This window comes from Vibrio casei (genome assembly GCF_002218025.2).
In the GTDB taxonomy this organism is placed as follows: Bacteria; Pseudomonadota; Gammaproteobacteria; order Enterobacterales; family Vibrionaceae; genus Vibrio; species Vibrio casei.
On record NZ_AP018680.1, the window covers coordinates 1,944,488 to 1,960,689 of the forward strand.

The window sequence follows — 16,202 nt, forward strand, 5'->3', positions numbered from 1 at the left end:
TTAACCATTATTGATGAAAGTGTAAGGGCGAAGTGAGGACGCAACAATCATTTTAATATTTTTGCTCCTTATTCTGTTATGCCAAGTACTTTTTTCACGGGTTTATAACTTTTTCGGTATTGAGCAAGCAATTCAGGATATTGACGAATTCCGTATAACTCAATCGCTTCTAGATGCACTTTCGTTGGATACCCATTATGGCGAGCAAAACCAAACTCTGGATATTGACTATCTAATTGCTTCATCTCTTCATCACGAGCCACTTTAGCGATAATAGAAGCCGCGCTAATCTCGGCCACGCGTAAATCGCCTTTGACAACGGCTAAACTTGGCACAGGAAGTGTTGGGACACGATTGCCATCAATTAAGACAAATTCAGGTGCTATCGACAACCCCGCCACCGCTCTTTGCATCGCGACCATTGTCGCTTGAAGGATATTCAGATCATCAATTTCAGAAGCCTCGCAACGCCCCAAAGACCAAGCTAATGCTTTTTCTTTAATTTCAGGTAATAAGGCTAAACGTTTTTTTTCTGATAATTTTTTTGAATCATTGAGCCCGTTAATCGGGTTATTCGGATCCAAAATAACCGCCGCGGTCACCACCGCACCCAGTAAAGGCCCCCGCCCTACTTCATCCACACCAGCGAAAATCTGGTAGCCTTGTGGGTATTCAAAATCGGGGAATATCACGCTCATTTATCATTCTCATCATCGTGTAAAATCAATGTAGGATCAATTAAACGCAATACAGCCTTCGCGGCTTGCGCGTCAGCATCTTTACGTATCCATTGATGCATGTCATGAAAAGATGCCTGCATATCTTTTCCTTCATCTGTCATTAAGCGCTCTATTTCTTGTGTTAAATTTTCTGGCGTACAGTTTTCTTGCAAATATTCTTTTACCAATTCTTTATCGGCTAGAATATTAGGTAACGACACGTAAGGTGTTTTCAACATACGTCTTGCAATAAAAGCGGTTAATGCATTAACACGATACCCGACAACCATAGGACGATTGACCAACATACACTCTAACGCAACGGTACCGGATGCTAGCATCACAATATCAGACGCTTCCATTACCGTTCGCGCTGTACCATCAATTAATTCAAAATGAAGTTCCGGTGCGATAAAATGCCATGCCGCTTCAAATTGCTCACGACGCTTTTGATTTACAACAGCAACAACAAAACCAAGCTCAGGATGATTCTTAGATAATTTTTGACAAGTTTGAATAAATGGCTCACATAACATTTTCAATTCAGACCCACGGCTTCCTGGTAATACGGCAAGCCATGTTTTTCTTTGCTCTAAACCTAACGTTTCACGAGCACTCACCTTGTCAGTTTCAAGTGGAATGGTATCTGCAAGAGTGTGCCCAATAAATTCACAAGGTACATTGAACTTATCGTAGAAGGCTTTTTCAAAGGGTAGGAACGCAAGCACCAAATTGGTCGCTTCTGCAATACCATGAATACGGTTTTGACGCCAAGCCCAAACCGATGGGCTGACATAATGGACGGTTTTGATGCTCGCCCGTTTTAAATCTAACTCGACACGTAAGTTAAAGTCAGGTGCATCTATACCAATGAAGACATCTGGTGGATTTTGCTTAAAGTGCTCAACAATCGTCTTTTTTACTTTAAGTAAACGAGGTAAGCGACCGAGTACTTCAACCAATCCCATGACCGAAAGTTCTTCCATTTCGAATAATGACTGGCACCCTTCAGCTATCATTTGCGGACCACCGATCCCAACAAATTCAGCATCTGGATGAAGATCTTTTATGGCTTTAATCAAACCTGCACCTAGCGTATCACCAGATAATTCACCAGCTATAACACCAATTCTTAATGGACGAGTCATACCACACCTTTGGCCTATGCCTAAACTTGTATTAAACAGATTTCAACAAAAAAGGCCTAAGCAATTTAGGCCTTTCTATCACATAAAATGAATTCTATTAACGGATAATACCGCGTTCAGTATTCTCTAGCATCTCAGAGAAACGAGCAACCGATGGCCACTCTTTTTCCATCTCTTTCAAGATAGGCTTCACTTCTTCAAGTGTTTTACCTGAACGATATATTTCTTTGTATGCTTTTTGTAAAGCGCGAATCTCTGGCTTCTCAAACCCATTGCGCTTCAAACCAACAAGATTTAAACCAAATGGAGAAGCATGATTGCCTTGAGCCAAAACATAAGCGGGAATATCTTGTACAACTGCAGAACAACCACCTACATAAGCATAAGCACCAACAGTACAAAATGGATGAATCGCTGACAAAGCCATTACTCCAGCATAATCACCAACGGTCACATGCCCACCAAGAATAGAGTTATTTCCAATATGAGTATAGTTACCGACTATCACATCATGGGCGATATGTGCATTGACACAAAGTAAATTATCGTTACCTACGACTGTTTCTGCTTTATCTTGGGTGGTTCCACGATGGATTTGGACACTTTCGCGGATGACATTACGATCACCAATAATAACCTTAGTAATCTCACCACCATATTTCTTATCTTGGTTCTCTTCGCCAATAACTGCTTGTGGAAAAATACGGTTATCTTTACCTATCACTGTATGACCTTTAATCACAACGTGTGACATGATCTCTGTCCCTTCACCGATTTCAACCGTTGAAGTAATATAGGTAAACGGACCAACAATAACATTGGCGCCAATTTTTGCACCCTCTTCAACCACTGCTGCTGGATGAATTTGAGCCGTTTCATGAATCATAGACATCTCAATTTTTTAGAATTCGCGACGAGCGCATTTTAACTCAGCGGAACAAACCACCTCACCGTCTACTTTCGCGACACCATTAAACAAAGCGATCCCGCGACGTTCTTTTAAAAACTCCACTTCAATAATTAATTGATCACCCGGTACAACAGGTTTTCGGAATTTAGCATTATCAATACTCGCGAAGTAGTACAACTCATTTTCTGTTGGAGCACCAAACGATTTAAATGCCAACAACCCTGTTGCTTGAGCCATTGCTTCAAGAATAAGAACGCCAGGAAAAATAGGCAGTTGAGGGAAATGACCCGTAAATTGAGGCTCATTAACAGAAACATTTTTTAAACCAACTAAATATTTGCCTTCTTGATAATCAGTAACACGATCAATCAATAAAAATGGGTAGCGATGAGGTAGCAACTCTTTGATTTCAGTAATATTTAATGTTTTATTTTCTGTAGTCAAAATCATTATCCTATGAATAATCTTAAAAATAGCATTAATGTTGATTATAAACGAAAAAGGCCTGCAATGGGCAGGCCTTTATAAAAGTCAGACCGACTAATCTTCAATTTTTTTTTCTAATGCTTTTACACGCTTATGCATTTCATCAATTTTAAGAGTTCGAGCGGCTGTTTTACGCCATTCTTTGTTGGTTTGAAGTGGGATGCCCGATGAATAAATCCCTTTTTCAGGAATACTACGCATAACCATTCCCATACCAGTAATGGTTACGCCATCTGCAATTTCAATGTGACCATTTAAGGCTGATGCCCCACCAATAATACAGTACTTACCAATTTTGACACTACCTGCAACAGTGGTACAACCAGCAAGTGCCGTGCCATAACCGATATGGACATTATGAGCAATTTGAAGATGATTATCGATAATGACATTATCTTCAATAACCGTATCTTCGATTGCACCACGATCAATCGTAGTACAAGACCCTATTTCAACACGGTTACCTATATTCACCGAACCAAGTTGAGGTATCTTTACCCACTCACCTTTATTGTTCGCATAGCCAAAACCATCTGCACCAATAACAGTGTTCGACTGAATTAAACAAGAATCACCAATCACTACATTGTGGTAAATACTCACATTCGCCCACATTTTAGTATTAGAACCAATATTGGCATTCTGACCAATAAAACATCCAGCCCCGATGACAACGTTATCACCTAATTGAACACCAGACTCAATAACCGCATTGTGACCAATACAAACACCGTCACCTAAGATGGCATCAGAAGCAATATAAGCAGAAGCTTCGATACAACTAGCAGGTTCTGGTGTCGTATCTAAGGCTTGAGCAACTAATGCAAAAGCAAGATATGGATCATCAACGACTATAGCATTCGTCTGACAAAGCTCTAGCTCACTTGATTTAATCAAGATAGCTGTCGCTTTACATTCTCCTAAATGCTTACGGTATTTGGCGTTAGTCAAAAAGGTGATTTGTTCATCACCGGCTTTATCCATGGCTGCGATACTGGAAACGATAAGCTCACCGTTTCCATGTAATTCACCGCCAGTGATTGCTGCTAACTCAGCAAGGGTTAGTTTTGGCATCATTAATTTTTATTACTTAAGTTCTTTAATAACAGCATCAGTGATATCTGAATTCGGCTTCGCATACTGTAAAGCCTGCGCATCAATGATCATATCGTAGCCTTGTTTTTCAGCAACTGTTTTAATGGCCTTCTGAATAGTGACAAACAGTTTTTGCTTCTCAGAGCCTTCACGTTGTTTCGCATCTTGCTCTAAAGATTGTGCTTTAACTTTATATTCAGCTTGTAATGAACCAATCTCAATTTGCAGCTTACGCATGCCATCTTCACCTAAGATTTGACCATCTCGACGTGCTTTGTCCATTTTCGTCTGAATTTTCTTTTGAATAGAGTCTAGTTGACCTTTCTCATCTTTAAATTCAGATTGAAGTTTTTTAGCTATCGCTTCACGTTGTGGCAAAGTTTGAAAAACTTTCGCAGTATTAACATAACCTATTTTTTCAGCAGCCTGTGCCGCATTGGCAGCTAAAGACGATGTCAAGATAACTAAACTGATACCAGCTACTTTAATAAATTTTTTCACAATCATTTCCTTACAAAAAGAGCTAAAAATTAGAATGTTCGACCTATAGTAAAGGTGAAGAACTCTTCATCATCGCCATCATAGATCTCAATGGGTTTAGCCATAGAGAAGACTAAAGGTCCCATAGGGGACACCCACTGTAGTGCAATACCATATGACGCACGATACGCGAATGGATCAGAGTAATCATAGTAGTAGTCTTTACCTGCCATGTTTGCATCCGTATCTCGATACTTAAACTCTGTATCCCACACACTCGCCACATCAATAAACACACTGGTTCGTAGCGAGTTTTGTATTTCCTCCGAAGCAAACGGCGTTGGTACGATCAACTCTATACTTGCCGTTGCTGTAGCGTTACCACCAACAGATTCATCTGTAGCAACGTAGTTAGGGTTGTTACCACCATTGGAACCACCTTGGTCATAAACTGCTTTCGGACCTGCCGAATTCGAGCCAAAGCCCCGTAATGAGGAGAAACCACCAGCATAATAGTTCTCATAGAATGGAAACAAGTTATCATTTCCATCAGTTGAACCATAACCATTTCCATACCCTAATCGACCACGTAACAAGAGTGTGAAATCTTGTTTTTTCGTTAATGGTATGTACTGTTTGGCATCATATTGCATTTTATAGTACGGAACGTCAGAGCCAGGTACGGTTATTTTAAAAGTCGCTCTTTGATGATTACCCGCGGTTGGAAAATAACCTTTATTTAAATTATTTCTCGTCCAAGAAATATTAACATCGTAATCATTTACATTCAGCTCACCCGTTTGAGAGTCATAGTTTCCTGCACTTTCTTGAGTATTTAAGAAACCTTCGTTTTGTACATATGGATCAATATTAGATATTTTATTGTGTGTATAACCAATGCCAAGCTCAATATAGTTGAGTTCATTAACTGGGAAGCCCCAAGTCAAATCAGTCCCGTAACTTTGGTTGGTATAGTCAACAATACCGGCTTCTGAAGCCTCAAATTCACTGTAGAAAACTTTACCCCCCAAACTCACACCATCGAGAGTCCAATATGGATCACGGTATTCTAAGCTAATATTTTTTTGATAATCATTGGTCATGGCATTAATACCAATTCGATTACCCGTCCCCAAGAAGTTATCTTGTTGTAATCCGACCTGAAAACTGACACCAGACTCGGTACCATAACCAATACCAAAATTAATACTGCCCGAGTTAGCCTCTTTCACGCTGTAAACCACATCAACTTGGTCATCCGTTCCCGGCACACGCTGAGTTTGAACATCAACTGTCTCAAAATAGCCGAGGCGATTAAGACGAGCTTTACCTGTTTCAATCGACTTTGAGTTCAACCAACCGCTTTCCATTTGACGCATCTCACGACGAAGTACTTCATCTTTTGTGATGTTATTGCCAGTAAAGCGGATGTCTCTCACATAAATACGATTACCAGGATCAACTTGAACCGTTAGTTTTACTTCTTTTTTAATATCATCAAATTCAGGAATGGTTTGAACTTTTGGATACGCATATCCAGACTCACCTAATGTTTTTTTAATACCATCTTCAAGCCCAGTCACTAAAGAGCCATTGTAGGTATCCCCTACAGCAAATGGCACCATCGCTTTAAAGTCAGCATCTTTACCAATAAGATCACCGCGAAATGATACGTCTTTTATTTTGTACGGTTCACCTTCATCAAGATTTAAAGTGATGTATACACCTTTTTTATCCGGTGAAATCGAAACCTGTGTCGAGGTTACTTGGAACTTCAAATAACCTCGATCAAAATAATAACTACGCAATTTTTCAATATCACCAGCAAGGACTTGCTTTTGATATTTTTCATCTGCAAGGAAGTTCCACCAAGGCACATCAGCATTTAAATCAAAACGAGAAAGGAGCTCTTTATCTGTGTAAACTTCATTACCTATAAAATTGATTTGTTGGATTTTAGCTGAAACACCTTCGGTAAAAACAAACTTTAGATCAGAGCGATTACGAGGTAGAGGGGTCACAATGGCTTTTACCGTCGCATTATATTTACCGACACTGTAGTAAAAATCTTCTAGACCTTTTTCAATTGTACTCAATTTTGTTCGATCTAATGCTTCACCAACACGGATACTTGAAGCATCTAAATTTTGCTTCAATTGCTCATCTTTAATGGCTTTATTACCAGAAAATGAAATATCAGCAATCGTCGGTCGTTCTTTCACTTTTACAAGTAAAACATCACCATCGCGGAAAACCTTCACATCTTCAAAATTCCCTGAAGAGTAAAGCGCTTGAATGATAGAAGATGCATCTTGTTCATCAACTCTATCACCCACTCGAACTGGCATTTTCAACAGCACTGCACCAAGTGCAACTCGCTGTAAACCTTCAATTTTTATATCTGAAACTTCGAAAGATTCAGCCTGTGCAACCGTACTGATCATCAGCAAGGTCATAATCCATAAACGCTTGATCGCCATAAATGTTCTTATTAATCCTTTATACTACTAGGCCTTGTTTAACCACCATGGGTGCTACAGACGAGCGAAATCATTAAAAATTGCAATTAACATCAGTGAAAAAATCGCTGCACTGCCAATTTTATATCCTACTTCTTGAATTTTTTCTGGTATTGGACGACGAATCACCGCTTCAATCGCGAAAAATAACAAATGACCACCATCTAATACGGGCAACGGCATAAGGTTGATAATCCCGAGATTAACGCTAATTAATGCTAGAAAACCTAAAAAGTACACTAAACCATAGTCAGCTGTCGCACCAGCACCTTTTGCTATCGAAATAGGCCCACTTAAATTTTTAATCCCTACATCGCCAGTAAACAACTTCTTAACCATCGTTAACGTTAAGTTAATGATCTGGCCTGTTTTCTCTACTGCTTTAGGTATGGACTCAAAAAAACCAAATTTTTGTTCAAATCGATAAGTTTCTGGCCATTCTCCCATTGATGGCGCAATACCTGCAAACCCTATTATGTCACCATTTTTTAAAGTTTTGCTATCTGGAATTAAAGTAATGTGTTCATCCAAACCATTGCGATTAACTTGTAATTCAATTGACTGATCCGGGCTTGCTTTTACCGCAACAATAAATTCTTGCCAGTCAGCAACTTTCTGACCATTTATTGCGACAAGCTTATCCCCAACTTTAAACCCTGCTTTTTCCGCTGCACTGCCTTCGCTCACATTGGAAATGGTAGAAATAATTTCAGGCCGGAATGGTTGAAACCCTAACGTTGCCATCGCGGAATCAATTTCAGGATCAAAAACCCATTCACTTGTATCTAAAGTAACCGTTCTCACCGCACCAATATCTTGCGGCGAACTCACCTTCAAAATGATTGATTCATCCCCGATATGTGAGACCAATGCCATATTGACTGAATCCCAATCTGAAGTTTGGATACCTGAAATTTCTTTTAGTTCCATCCCGGGTTCAATTCCTGCTTTTGCAATAATTGAATTAGGTGTGACATCCCCAATGACTGGCTTTACTGCGGGCACGCCAATCATAAAAACTAGCCAGTAAGCAAAAATGGCAAAAAAGAAATTAAAGGCAGGTCCGGCCGCAACAATCGCGCTACGACGCCATAAACTTTTATGGTTGAAAGCAAAGTGTTTTTGTTCGTCAGGAACATCATCCACTCTTGAATCAAGCATTTTAACAAAACCACCTAACGGAATCATGGAGATTGAATATTCCACACCATCCTTCGCTTTACGACTCCATAAAGACTTTCCAAATCCAATTGAAAATTTCTCCACTTTCACACCGCAACGGCGTGCAACCCAAAAGTGTCCAAACTCATGCACAGCAACAAGAATGCCGAGTGCTACAATAAATGAAGCTAAATTCCATAAGATGCTGATCATTACGTACGCTCTGCTACTAATTCTTCTGCATAAATTCGAGCTATTCTATCTAGCTCAAGTAAGCTTTCCAAACTCTCTGTACTAAGAGTCGATAAGCGACACACTTTAGACATTATTTTATCATTAACAATCGCTATATCAGTGAATTTAAGTTTCCGGTCTAAAAAAGCTTGAACCGACACTTCATTTGCAGCATTAATAGCGGTTGTAGCGTGCTGGCCAGTATAACAAGCGTCTATTGCCAATTGTAGGCAAGGGTAGCGTGACATATCTGGAGCTAAAAATGTAAGTTCAGCGAGTTGAGTAAAATCCAACGATTTCACACCAGAAAGAATTCTATTCGGGTAAGACATCGATAACGCTATCGGTGTGCACATATCAGGTTCACCAAGTTGGGCAATGACAGAGCCATCGTTATATTGCACCATCGAATGTATAACAGATTGGGGGTGAATCAATACTTTTAATTGATCTTGTCTAGCATTAAATAGCCATTTTGCCTCAATAAACTCCAAACCTTTATTCATCATAGTGGCAGAATCAACAGAAATTTTTGGACCCATCGACCAATTAGGATGAGCAATCGCCATTTCAGGAGTCATTTGAGGTAAGGTTGAAATATCGCTATAGCGGAATGGGCCACCAGAACCCGTGAGTAAAATAGACTCAACACCGTTGGCTTGTAAATCACAGTAACCAATATCCGCTTGGACATTTTGAGATAAGCATTGAAAAATTGCATTATGCTCACTATCTACGGGTAAAATCTGCGCTCCGTACTGTTTTGCCGCATCAATAAAAAATTGGCCAGACATCACTAAAGATTCTTTATTGGCTAATAAAATACGCTTTCCAGCTTTAACTGCTGCCATCGTAGGTAATAAGCCTGAAGATCCAACAATCGCAGCCATGACCATATCAACCTTAGGGGAAGATGATATTTCACACAGACCATCCATCCCTGCAAGTACCGAGGTTGGACTTTTAATAAACGCTAATTTTTTTTGTAGCTGTAAAGCACTAGCATGATCGGCCATCACCGCGTATTCAGGCTGCCACTTTAGACATAGCTGATACATTTTATCAACATTGGAGTGAGCCGCTAAAGCATAAACAGAGAAATCATCTCGATTGTGCTCAATAACTGACAATGTACTTGCGCCGATGGATCCCGTCGCACCTAAAATTGTTATCTTTTTCATATAAAATTAACCATTAGATTTGAGAATATCGAAAAGACACAAGTTATTGACAAAGGAAGTACAACAGAGCAAAAACAGGAAAAGCAGCGATTAGGCTATCAATGCGGTCAAGTATTCCACCATGACCCGGTATGATATTACTGCTGTCTTTAATATTGGCCACTCTCTTGAGCATACTTTCAACTAAATCACCTAATACTGAAATAACAACCGTAATAAACGTAATAGCTAGCATTGCGATCCAGCTCGTAAAATGGATATCTAATAATTGTGAGCCAAACCAACCAACGACCATAGCAAGAACCACGCCGCCTAATAAGCCTTCTAACGTTTTATTAGGGCTGACATTCGGTGCCATTTTATGTTTCCCAAATGTTTTCCCCGTAAAATAAGCTCCCGTATCAGCAGCCCAAACGAGTAAACAAACAAACATAACTAATTTAGCGCCGTGGTAGGGATGGACGTCATAGCTCTCTGCTCTTAATAAAAAAACAGCCCATAAAAACGGAATCAATGACAACATTCCAAAAATATGTCTTGAAGAAATACAGTTTTGCCAAAACTTCATCCTTTTAGGATAGGTTAATGCAAGTACACTAGCAAAAACCCACCATACACTACCAAGCGCTAGCAGCCATAAATGACTCTGATTCACCATGGATAAACTTTGTGTATCAAATGGGAAAACAACAAAACTGATAGCTAAAACAGCCAGAGAAGGAAGCAAACTTATTTTACGGGATTTAGGCTCAACAAATTGTGTCCACTCCCAGAACCCCATTATAGATACCGCAGTTAGCGCAATAATGAAAAAAGGAATTGAAAGTTCAAACACCCCCCATACAACAAGAGGGGCTAATATAAGTGCTGTAATAATTCTTTGTTTCAAACGTTAATCCTTTATTTTTCTTTCATCAACGATTGAAGTTGCTCGCTCGTGCAACCAAACCGTCTTTCCCTGTTAATAAACCAAGTAATAGCATCTAGCAGCGCTTGTTCATTAAATTCGGGCCAAAATAATTCTGTAAAATACAATTCAGCATAAGCCATTTGCCAAAGCATGAAGTTACTAATGCGGCATTCACCACTTGTTCGTATCATTAAATCAACATCAGGAAGATCAGACATAGATAAATGTTGAGAAATTTTATCTTCGGTTATATTTTCAGGGATCAATTCACCACTGGCAACTTGAGTTGCCACATATTTAACCGCTTCAGTAATATCCCAGCGACCACCATAGTTCGCAGCAACATTAATGACCATTCCTGAATTATTCTCAGTTAACGCTTCAGCATCAAAAATCTTCTGCTGTAATGCTTTGTTAAATCGAGTTTTATCCCCAATAACACGTAATTTCAAATTATTTTTATGTAATTTCTTCACTTCACGAGTTAATACGGTGATGAATAAATCCATCAACAAGCTGACTTCTTCTTCTGGACGTTTCCAATTTTCACTACTAAAAGCAAACAAAGTCACCACTTTAATACCTAAACGACTTGCGGTACTAATCGTGTCTCGAACCGACTTTACTGCCATACGATGACCATAAAGACGAGGCTTACCTTGCTTTTTTGCCCAACGACCATTTCCATCCATAATAATAGCAATGTGTTGAGGTAATAAATCTGATGAGAATTGAGAATTAGACATTATAGTATTCATTGTCGTGGGGGAAATATGCATAAAAAAAGCGCTATGCTGTCCAGCACAGCGCTTTTAAGCAAAAAATAAATGGATTTAGACTTCCATTAACTCTTTTTCTTTAACCGCAAGCAATTCATCGATATGTTTTACAGCAGCATCTGTGATTTTTTGAATTTCATCTTGTGCTTTACGATCCTCATCTTCCGAAATTTCTTTATCTTTCAGAAGCGATTTAAGATCAGCATTTGCATCACGACGAATATTACGAACAGCAACTCGGCCACCTTCTGCTTCACCACGTACAATCTTAACAAGATCTTTACGACGTTCTTCAGTTAATGCAGGAAGAGGAACACGGATAACCGTACCCGCAGACATTGGATTTAAACCAAGATCAGACTTCATGATGGCCTTTTCCACTGCTGGTGTCAGCTCTCTATCAAAAACAGTAATCGCTAATGTACGGGCATCTTCAGCAATGATATTAGCCACTTGATTTAAAGGGGTTGGGGCACCGTAATATTCAACAGAAATATTTTGTAGAATACTTGGATGTGCACGGCCTGTACGAATTTTTGAAAGGTTATTTTTAAGTGCTTCAACACTTTTTGCCATGCGCTCTTGAGCGTCTTTTTGAATTTCGTTAATCACGATATCACCTTGTTATTTGTATTGTCAGCAGAGCCATAGTATGAAAACTGAGGCCCGCATGTTCCATCTAAATTATGCTTGTTCGCTAATCAGAGTGCCTTCTTGCTCACCCATTACTACGCGACGTAATGCTCCAGGCTTATTCATGTTGAATACACGGATAGGCATTTTGTGATCACGAGCCAAAGTAAAAGCAGCTAAGTCCATCACTTTTAATTCTTTTTCTAATACACTGTTGTAGCTAAGTTTATCACATAAAGTTGCATCAGGGTTAGCAACCGGATCAGCGGTATAAACACCGTCCACCTTGGTGGCTTTTAATACGATATCCGCTTCAATTTCAATCCCACGAAGACACGCGGCAGAATCGGTAGTAAAAAATGGATTTCCAGTGCCAGCAGAAAAAATAACCACGCGACCTTGGCGTAATTGGCTAATGGCATCAGCCCAATTATAATCATCACATACGCCTTTCAATTGAATCGCTGACATTACACGAGCATTCACATAAGCGCGGTGAAGTGCGTCACGCATTGCTAAGCCATTCATAACCGTTGCAAGCATGCCCATATGATCGCCGACAACACGATTCATACCCGCTTCAGCAAGACCGGCACCACGGAATAAATTTCCACCGCCTATCACCACGCCAACTTGAACTCCAAGTTCAACCAATTCTTTAATTTCTTGTGCCATGCGATCCAATACCGTTGGATCGATACCAAAACCTTCTTCACCTTGTAGAGCTTCACCACTTAGTTTTAATAAAATTCGTTGATATGCAGGCTTAGGATTCGTTGTCATGGAGTTTACCTTTCAAAAAGTGTTATTTGATTAACTGTTATGGATAAATATTTTCGATATTGAAAACCAAGCTCGCCAATATTCATTCATAACAATTCAACAGCTTACCTTTATTCGCAAAAAGACCGCGGCATAACCACGGTCTCTTTCATGCGCTATACAAAACAGGAATTAACCTTTTTGTACCGCAGCAACTTCATCAGCAAAGCTCATTTCAACGGCTTTCTCGATGCCTTCACCAACTTCTAAACGAACAAAGTTAGTTACCGTTGCGCCTTTCTCTTTCAAGAATTCACCAACAGTTTTCTTTGGTTCCATAATGAATGGTTGACCAGTAAGAGAAACCTCACCAGTAAACTTCTTCATACGACCAATAACCATCTTCTCAGCGATTTCTTGTGGCTTGCCTTCGTTCATTGCGATTTCAACTTGAACCGCTTGCTCTTTAGCAACCACATCAGCTGGAACGTCTTCAGGGTTCACGTACTCAGGCTTAGAAGCAGCGACGTGCATAGCAACGTGCTTAATTGTTTCTTCATCTGCATCACCCGCAACAACTACGCCAATGCGCTCGCCGTGACGGTATGAACCAACTTTAGCACCTTCAATGTAAACAACACGACGAATGCCAATGTTTTCACCAATTTTAGCCACTAGAGCAATACGCTCTTCTTCAAACTTAGCTTGAAGTGCTTCAACGTCTAAACGCTCAGATAGAGCGGCGTCAAGTACAGAGTTAGCAAATGCTAAAAAGCTTGAATCTTTAGCAACGAAGTCTGTTTGACAGTTTACTTCTAGAAGTGCTGCAAAACCTTCGCCTTCTTTTACTAAGATAGTACCTTCAGCAGCAACGTTACCCGCTTTTTTAGCTGCTTTAGCTGCACCGCTTTTACGCATGTTTTCAATTGCTAATTCAATATCAGCATTTGCTTCAACAAGCGCTTTTTTACAATCCATCATGCCTGCGCCAGTACGCTCACGCAATTCTTTAACTAGAGCAGCAGTTACTGTTGCCATGGTTTAATCCTCGATTGATTCCAAAAATGGTAATAAAAACAAGGGCCAGCCTAATTTCAAATTAAAAGCATGACCCCTATTTGTAACTATAACTTACACTTGGCTACCCTATTATGACAACCAAGCTAAGTGACAAGGAGCTAGGATATTAAGCTTCTTCTACGAAAGCATCTTTATCTGAAGCTGCAACTACGTCTTTGTTACGACCTTCGGTTACAGCTTGAGCTGCAGCGTTTAGGTATAATTGTACCGCACGGATTGCATCATCGTTACCTGGGATAACGAAATCAACGCCATCTGGATCAGAGTTTGTATCTACAACAGCGAATACTGGAATACCTAGGTTGTTCGCTTCTTTAATTGCAATGTGCTCATGATCAGCATCGATTACGAATAGTGCGTCAGGAAGGCCACCCATGTTTTTGATACCACCAAGTGATTTCTCTAGCTTCTCCATATCGCGAGTACGCATTAGAGCTTCTTTCTTAGTTAGTTTCTCAAAAGTACCGTCTTGAGCTTGCGCTTCAAACTCTTTAAGACGTTTGATTGATTGACGAACCGTTTTGTAGTTAGTCAACATGCCACCTAACCAGCGGTTGTTCACATAGTACTGGTTGCTTGCAATTGCAGATTCTTTTACTGATTCAGAAGCAGCGCGCTTAGTACCAACGAAAAGTACTTTACCTTTACGCTCACCGATTTTGCCTAGCTCTGCTAGTGCATCGTTGAACATAGGAACAGTTTGCTCTAGGTTGATGATATGAACTTTGTTACGAGCGCCAAAGATGAAAGGCTTCATTTTTGGATTCCAGTAACGAGTTTGGTGACCGAAGTGAACACCAGCTTTAAGCATATCGCGCATTGATACAGTTGCCATTATATAATCCTCTATATGGGGTTAGGCCTCCACATCCCCCATGATACCGACCCATCAGACTAAAGTTTAGTCAGCATGAGCACCCCGGATCACGTGTCGGAATGTGTGTGATTTAAGAAATAAGTATATGAAACCCACACAACTTCGCTAGTAGATAGAGATAGGAGTTATGGATTTCGGTGCGCTTTATACCATAAAAACAGGTCAAAACACCAGAAAAACAGCCTCATTTTCTATGACTTTTCATTTTTCACCTCGAGGGTTGTTCATAAGAACACTTCAAGATTCTAAATGAAAACGGAATTCAATTGCGATCACCGCCCTCACTGAATACACTAATAGGAAAGTAAATATAGGTCGAAAATATTATGTCTATCAAAATAAAAACCGCAGATGAAATCGAAAAAATGCGTATTGCAGGTAAATTAGCTGCCGACGTATTAGAAATGATCGCTCCACACGTACAAATCGGTGTTTCAACTGAAGAGCTTGATCAAATCTGCCACAAGTACATTACTGAAGTTCAAGGGGCGATTCCTGCACCGTTAAATTATCACGGATTTCCAAAATCTATTTGCACCTCAATTAACCACGTTGTTTGCCACGGCATTCCAAGTGACAAAGATGAATTAGATGCAAACGGTAAAGTATACAAGCCTGCGATTTTAAAAGATGGTGATGTCGTCAATCTAGACATCACGGTAATTAAAGATGGTTACCATGGGGACACATCTAAAATGTTCTTAGTCGGTGATGTATCTCCTGCTGATCGTCGTTTATGCTTAGTAGCTCAAGAGTCCCTTTATATTGGAATGAAAAAAGTCAAAGCAGGTGCACAGCTTGGTGAAATTGGCAGTGCGATCCAAAAATACATTAAAGGAACAACGCCAAAGTTCTCAATCGTACGTGATTACTGTGGCCATGGTATCGGTGATGAATTTCATGAAGAACCACAAGTTGTACACTACAAAAATGCCGATCGGACCATATTAAAAGCTGGAATGGTGTTTACCATTGAGCCTATGATCAATGCTGGTAAATTTGGTTGTCGTTTAGATGATGCAGATAGCTGGACCGTTTACACTGGCGACAGTAAAAACTCAGCGCAATGGGAGCATACTTTATTGGTAACGGAAACCGGCTGTGAAGTATTAACCTTGAGAGAAGAAGAAACCATTCCTCGCATTTTGCATAACGTATAACTGACAACTCGATATTCAAATATGAAGCCTTTGCTTATCTTAATTAAGCAAAGGCTTTTTTATTGGTT

The 16,202-nt window shown here is 39.9% G+C and carries 16 protein-coding genes; 1 reads left to right on the plus strand and 15 read right to left on the minus strand.

Features of this window, described 5'->3' with window-relative positions; translation table 11 throughout:
- Positions 1-68: 68 nt before the first annotated feature.
- The 15 genes from rnhB to rpsB all read right to left on the minus strand — a co-directional run bounded on the left by rnhB (position 69) and on the right by rpsB (position 14,932).
- Positions 69-698 (minus strand): ribonuclease HII, encoded by a 630-nt coding sequence (gene rnhB / locus VCASEI_RS09145; RefSeq protein WP_086962692.1) that lies wholly within the window; start codon positions 696-698, stop codon positions 69-71.
- The gene (gene lpxB, locus VCASEI_RS09150) at positions 695-1,867 is read right to left on the minus strand and encodes a lipid-A-disaccharide synthase (protein WP_089111106.1); all 1,173 of its coding nucleotides are present in this window, start codon (positions 1,865-1,867) and stop codon (positions 695-697) included. Before lpxB ends, rnhB begins: the two co-directional genes overlap by 4 nt.
- Positions 1,868-1,964: 97 nt before the next feature.
- Positions 1,965-2,753, minus strand: a complete 789-nt coding sequence (gene lpxA, locus VCASEI_RS09155; RefSeq protein WP_086962696.1) for an acyl-ACP--UDP-N-acetylglucosamine O-acyltransferase — start codon at positions 2,751-2,753, stop codon at positions 1,965-1,967.
- A gap of 15 nt (positions 2,754-2,768) precedes the next feature.
- On the minus strand, positions 2,769-3,227 hold the full coding sequence (gene fabZ / locus VCASEI_RS09160; RefSeq protein WP_162621041.1) for a 3-hydroxyacyl-ACP dehydratase FabZ: 459 nt from the start codon (positions 3,225-3,227) through the stop codon (positions 2,769-2,771).
- A gap of 90 nt (positions 3,228-3,317) precedes the next feature.
- Complete coding sequence (gene lpxD, locus VCASEI_RS09165; protein WP_089111135.1) at positions 3,318-4,337, minus strand: UDP-3-O-(3-hydroxymyristoyl)glucosamine N-acyltransferase; 1,020 nt, start codon at positions 4,335-4,337, stop codon at positions 3,318-3,320.
- Positions 4,338-4,349: 12 nt separating this feature from the next.
- Positions 4,350-4,859: an OmpH family outer membrane protein gene (locus VCASEI_RS09170; protein ID WP_086962867.1), complete on the minus strand. Its 510-nt coding sequence runs from the start codon at positions 4,857-4,859 to the stop codon at positions 4,350-4,352.
- Positions 4,860-4,888: 29 nt separating this feature from the next.
- Positions 4,889-7,318, minus strand: a complete 2,430-nt coding sequence (gene bamA, locus VCASEI_RS09175) for an outer membrane protein assembly factor BamA (protein WP_086962698.1) — start codon at positions 7,316-7,318, stop codon at positions 4,889-4,891.
- 54 nt (positions 7,319-7,372) lie between these two features.
- Positions 7,373-8,731: a sigma E protease regulator RseP gene (rseP, locus tag VCASEI_RS09180; protein WP_089111105.1), complete on the minus strand. Its 1,359-nt coding sequence runs from the start codon at positions 8,729-8,731 to the stop codon at positions 7,373-7,375.
- Positions 8,731-9,933, minus strand: coding sequence for a 1-deoxy-D-xylulose-5-phosphate reductoisomerase (gene ispC, locus VCASEI_RS09185; protein ID WP_086962702.1), 1,203 nt, complete (start codon positions 9,931-9,933; stop codon positions 8,731-8,733). The genes rseP and ispC overlap by 1 nt, the downstream gene beginning before the upstream one ends.
- A gap of 43 nt (positions 9,934-9,976) precedes the next feature.
- A complete protein-coding gene (locus VCASEI_RS09190; RefSeq protein WP_089111104.1) occupies positions 9,977-10,822 on the minus strand; it encodes a phosphatidate cytidylyltransferase in 846 nt (281 codons plus the stop codon).
- Positions 10,823-10,833: 11 nt separating this feature from the next.
- A complete protein-coding gene (locus VCASEI_RS09195; protein ID WP_089111103.1) occupies positions 10,834-11,589 on the minus strand; it encodes an isoprenyl transferase in 756 nt (251 codons plus the stop codon).
- An 87-nt stretch (positions 11,590-11,676) separates the two neighbouring features.
- Positions 11,677-12,234, minus strand: coding sequence for a ribosome recycling factor (frr, locus tag VCASEI_RS09200; RefSeq protein ID WP_086962708.1), 558 nt, complete (start codon positions 12,232-12,234; stop codon positions 11,677-11,679).
- Between the two features lie 72 nt (positions 12,235-12,306).
- A complete protein-coding gene (gene pyrH / locus VCASEI_RS09205; RefSeq protein WP_089111102.1) occupies positions 12,307-13,038 on the minus strand; it encodes a UMP kinase in 732 nt (243 codons plus the stop codon).
- Positions 13,039-13,209: 171 nt separating this feature from the next.
- The gene (gene tsf, locus VCASEI_RS09210; RefSeq protein WP_086962713.1) at positions 13,210-14,055 is read right to left on the minus strand and encodes a translation elongation factor Ts; all 846 of its coding nucleotides are present in this window, start codon (positions 14,053-14,055) and stop codon (positions 13,210-13,212) included.
- A 148-nt stretch (positions 14,056-14,203) separates the two neighbouring features.
- Positions 14,204-14,932 carry a 30S ribosomal protein S2 gene (rpsB, locus tag VCASEI_RS09215; RefSeq protein ID WP_086962714.1) on the minus strand — a complete coding sequence of 243 codons (729 nt, stop codon included), beginning with the start codon at positions 14,930-14,932 and terminating at the stop codon, positions 14,204-14,206.
- Between the two features lie 368 nt (positions 14,933-15,300).
- Here rpsB and map point away from each other — a divergent pair, with 368 nt between their 5' ends.
- Positions 15,301-16,134 (plus strand): type I methionyl aminopeptidase, encoded by an 834-nt coding sequence (gene map / locus VCASEI_RS09220; RefSeq protein ID WP_086962716.1) that lies wholly within the window; start codon positions 15,301-15,303, stop codon positions 16,132-16,134.
- Positions 16,135-16,202: the final 68 nt, after the last annotated feature.